General features: G+C 72.3%; 3 protein-coding genes. All 3 read right to left on the bottom strand.

The window, feature by feature from the left end; all coding sequences use genetic code 11:
* Window positions 1-790 (bottom strand): sugar phosphate nucleotidyltransferase (locus H5J33_RS26125; protein ID WP_258565407.1); only part of this gene is annotated, 790 nt, incomplete at its 3' end.
* On the bottom strand, window positions 783-2,867 hold the full coding sequence (locus H5J33_RS26120; protein WP_309485490.1) for a glycosyltransferase: 2,085 nt from the start codon (window positions 2,865-2,867) through the stop codon (window positions 783-785). The genes H5J33_RS26120 and H5J33_RS26125, both read right to left, overlap by 8 nt.
* Window positions 2,864-4,012, bottom strand: a complete 1,149-nt coding sequence (locus tag H5J33_RS26115; RefSeq protein WP_181797309.1) for a hypothetical protein — start codon at window positions 4,010-4,012, stop codon at window positions 2,864-2,866. Before H5J33_RS26115 ends, H5J33_RS26120 begins: the two co-directional genes overlap by 4 nt.
* Window positions 4,013-4,096: the final 84 nt, after the last annotated feature.

The following is a 4,096-nucleotide window of genomic DNA, read 5'->3' as shown; positions in this document are numbered from 1 at the left end:
GGGCGCGGTGGTAGCGCTCGACGGTGCCGATGTCCTCCCAGTGGCCGTGCACCTCGTGACCGCGGATGTGCTCCCCGGCCGCGAGCATCGCGGGAATCACGTCCCGGCTGATGTCGTGCTGCCAGTCGGTGCCGTCCAGCTCGGTCAGATACCGGCGCAGCACGGCGGCGTCGAAGACGCAGAACGCGGCGAAGACCAGGTCGGAGGTGGGGTTCTCGGGCTTCTCCGTGAACTCCGTCAGCCGGCCGCCGCCGTCGAAGCGGACCATGCCGAACAGGTGCACCCAGCGCATGTCGATCCGCTGGTAGGCGACGGTCAGCGCCGCGCCCGAGGCCCGGTGCGCCGCGACCAGCGGACCGTAGTCGTAGCGGTAGACGTGATCGGCGTGCAGCACGAGGACGTCCCTCGTGCCCTCCGTGAACACGTACTCCGCCTTGCGGATCAGCGCGTCGGCCGTGCCCCGCTCCGCCGGCCAGGTGCGCGGCGGCAGCGCGGCGGGCAGCTCCGGGCCCGCGTAGGCGGCGTCGTAGGGGCCGAAGCGCACCCGGAAGCCGGGCCGGGTGTTCCACGTCCGGTGCAGGTCGTCCATCAGCAGTCGCTCCTCGTACTGGGAGAGCAGCAGCACCTCCGGAAGGCCCGAGGCACGGGCGTTGGCCAGGCTGAAGTCGATGAGCCGGCAGGCCCCGCCGTAGGGGACCAGCGGCTTGAGCCGTCCCGTGCCGAGCGGGCCCATGCGGCGTCCCTCACCGCCCGCCAGCAGCACCGCGCGCACCGTGCTCAGATCAGCCATGACGCACCTCGTCCCAGGTCACCCGGCCGGAGGACAGCGTGAGCAGCAGCCGGCCGGCGGCGCTCGGAGCCTCGCCCACGAACAGTCCCGGTGCCGTGCGTTCCAGGGTGCGCACCTCGGGAAGGGCCCGGCCCGGGCCCCGCCGGGGCTCGACGACTTCCACTCGTTCGGCGTGCGGGAGCCGGTACTCCAGCCGCCCGTCGCCGAGGAGCCGGGAACGGTCGCGCAGCCGGGCGGCCTCCACCGCGGGCACCGCTTCGGGAAGTCGCACCAAGACCTCTTCGCAGACGGCGAAGTCGGCCCGTTCCCAGGCGGCACGGAACATCGTCAGCGCGGCCTCCGCGCCGAACGGGGCACGGCGTTCGTAGGCCGCGATGTCACCGTGTGCGAGCGCGGCACCGGTGGTGACCGACGCCTCGGGGAGCAGGTCGAACCAGCCGTGCCGCAAGGCCAGTTCGGTGGACAGGACGGCGGGCCGGCCCTCCCACAGAGCGGTGAACGCCGCCAGGTGCAGATCGGCGCAGTGGTCCCAGGTGAAGACCCGGGCGACGGCCGCGGCGCGTTCGGACAGCTCGCGGTAGCGGCCGGGGTCGTGCGACCACAGGGCCGCCGCCTGCCGGATGCGCTCCGCGAGCGCGCCGGTGAGCAGGTCGTCGTCCTCCGCGAACGAGCGGTTCACCGCGAAGCCCGTCGTGGTGTCCGGGCCTTCGGCGTGCCGGAAGTGCTCCATGCCCCGCTGGTCCGTGGCGATCGGCACCGCGCCCACGGCCATGGCCTCGCCCTGGGCGATCAGGAAGGTGTCCATCTCGAACTTGGAGGGGAACAGGGCGAAGTCACAGGCGGCGGCGTACGAGAAGACCTGTGCCTCCTCGACGCGCTCCCACTCGAAGTGCAGCCGGCCCTGATGACGGGCGGCCACCTCGTGGAAGAAGGGGTCGTCGATGCCGTTGCCGGAGATGCAGCGGATGACGAAGTTGGCCGCGAGGCCTTCGCTCAGCACCCGGTCCACGGCCCGCATCAGCTCCGTCTGGCCCTTGTGGTGGACCGCGTAGCGGGCGTTGTGGAAGAACGTCGGCAGGGCGGGATCGAGACCGAGGCCGCCGAGCACCTCCGCCCGGTCCACTTCGGCCGGGTCCCAGGCCAGCCACTGGTCGGAGATGGCGCAGCCGCCGACGAACATCTTGTGGGCGTTGCGCCGCACCACGTCGGCGATCGGCAGCCGCCGGAAGAGCGCTTCGAACGGGGTGTCCCGGAAACCCGCGTAGAAGTCCAGCTGGCCGGGCGACAGGAAGTCGATCAGGTCGGCGTGCTCGGCGGTCAGCTCGTAGATCGCCACGTGGTCCGGCGGGTAGGTGTAGTGCAGGTGGGTGAGCTGCTGGTACTGCACGATCGCCGCGGGCGCGTCGGTCGCGGGCTCGGGTTTTGGCAACTCCACGTCCACACCGAGCAGTTCGAAGAGCCGCTCCACCTCGGGCGCGTACACCTTCTTGGCGATCGGCATGTTGCTCTGCACGTTGCTGACCACCAGCTTCGACGGGTCGTCGCGCAGGGCGGCCGGCAGCAGGTAGTGGTAGTACGGTTCGTGCGCGTGGACGATGGCCTTCTCGCCGCCGAACCAGCCGCGCAGGAAGCGCACGCTGTCCACCTGGAACACCAGGGGCTTGAAGAACACCAGGTCCCGGCCCTTGGCGGAGTACGGCGGGTAGAAGGTGTCGGGCAGCCGGTTCAGGTACTCGTTGGCCAGGAAGTACAGGTCCACGCCGGCCAGCCGGATGCGGTGGGCGGTGGTGCGCAGCGTCAGCTCGGCCTGCGCGGGAAAGCCCTGCCAGACCCGGGGGTCGAGGACCACCGGCAGCGTGTAGGTGTCCTCGTAGGGCAGGTCCTCCACCTCGTAGCGCCGCCGCAGGTCGTCCAGCCGGCCGTGGGCCGGGGTGACGATGGAGACCCGGTGTCCCCGGGCGGCGAAGGCCTTGGACAGGTTCCACAGGTACACGGACGTGCCGCCCTGCAGAAAGGTGTGGTCGAATCCGCAGCACTCGAAGTACGTCTCGATGATGTGCATTCTGGGCGCGTTCACGACGGTCGTGTCCTCGCGTGGGTCGTCGGGGCGGGGGAAGCCGGCGCGAGCGCGTGGCGCAGGTCGATCGCGGCGTGGTAGGGGCGGGCGTGGTCGTGGTTGTAGCCCAGCTCGTGCAGCAGCCGGCGCAGGTACAGCAGCCGCCGCAGCGGGTCGTCGGTGGCGGGGCCGAGCAGCAGGTCCAGCACCCGCTCGCGCCAGAGGTCGGCGGTGTGGAAGACGCCTGCCAGCACGGCCCGGTCCGCGGGCGGCAGGGCGGGCGCACCGTCCAGGGAGCCGTACATGGTCTCGGTCGCGTCGATGCCGAGCCTGCGGGAGCTCTCGAAGGCGGCCTCGTCGGCGGCGAAGTACTCCAGGGCGCGCCGCACGGCGACGAGATCCTGTACGGGGGACTGGGCGGCGTACTCCGGGTCGTCCGGTGACAGGGCGGGCGTGGACAGGTCGATGACGTTCATGTGCCAGGTGCCGTCGGCCGTGTCCGAGCACAGCAGGTGCGACAGGTGCAGGTCGCCGTGGCAGGGGCCGGCCCCGGGTGCCGTCGTCCGGCCGCCGAACTCGTCCTTCAGCCGTCCGAGTTCGGCGGCGAGGGCGGCGAAGGCGGCGTTCCGGGCGGCCTGGGGAAGGGGCGCGGCGTCCCGGGGGAGGGGCGTGTCGGCCCGGGCCAGCTCGGCCAGCCGTGCCGAGGACCGCGCGAGGGCCTCGGCCACCGGGTAGCCGGTGGCGGGGGCGCCGAGGCGTGCCGCCAGGTCCCGGTGGAAGCCGCGCAGGAAACGCCCGGCGGCGCGCAACTTCTCTTCCAGCGGCCGCAGATGGGCGCGTACGAGCCGGTCCGGTGCGGTGCCGGCCGTGAGCCGGGGCCACAGGGAGCGCAGGTTCTCGCGCAGCGGCGCGTCGATCCCCCGGCCCGGAGCGTGGCGGTAGAGGACGCCCACGGGGTGCCGGGATCCGCGCACGGGATCCGTGTAGGTGTAGTCCCCGGCCCACTCGGGTGTGTACCCGGTGCCGCTCATCCGGCGCAGCAGTTCGGGTTCGTGGACCGCGCCGGCCAGCCGCCGGTACGTCTTGTGGAGGTACGCGGACCCGCCCACCTCCACCAGGGACAGGGAGTTGGAGGACCAGCCCTGGTCGAAGGGGAGCCGGCGCACATCACCGGCCGGGGCCGAGGGCGCCCGGGGCTCCCTCCTCGGACCGCGTAGCCGCATCCTTCTCGCCCCACCGTACCGCCTCGC

The organism is Streptomyces sp. WELS2 (assembly GCF_013870595.1).
Lineage (GTDB): Bacteria > Actinomycetota > Actinomycetes > Streptomycetales > Streptomycetaceae > Streptomyces.
Note: the sequence above shows the minus strand (reverse complement) of the source record. Positions and strands in the feature narration are given on the sequence as shown.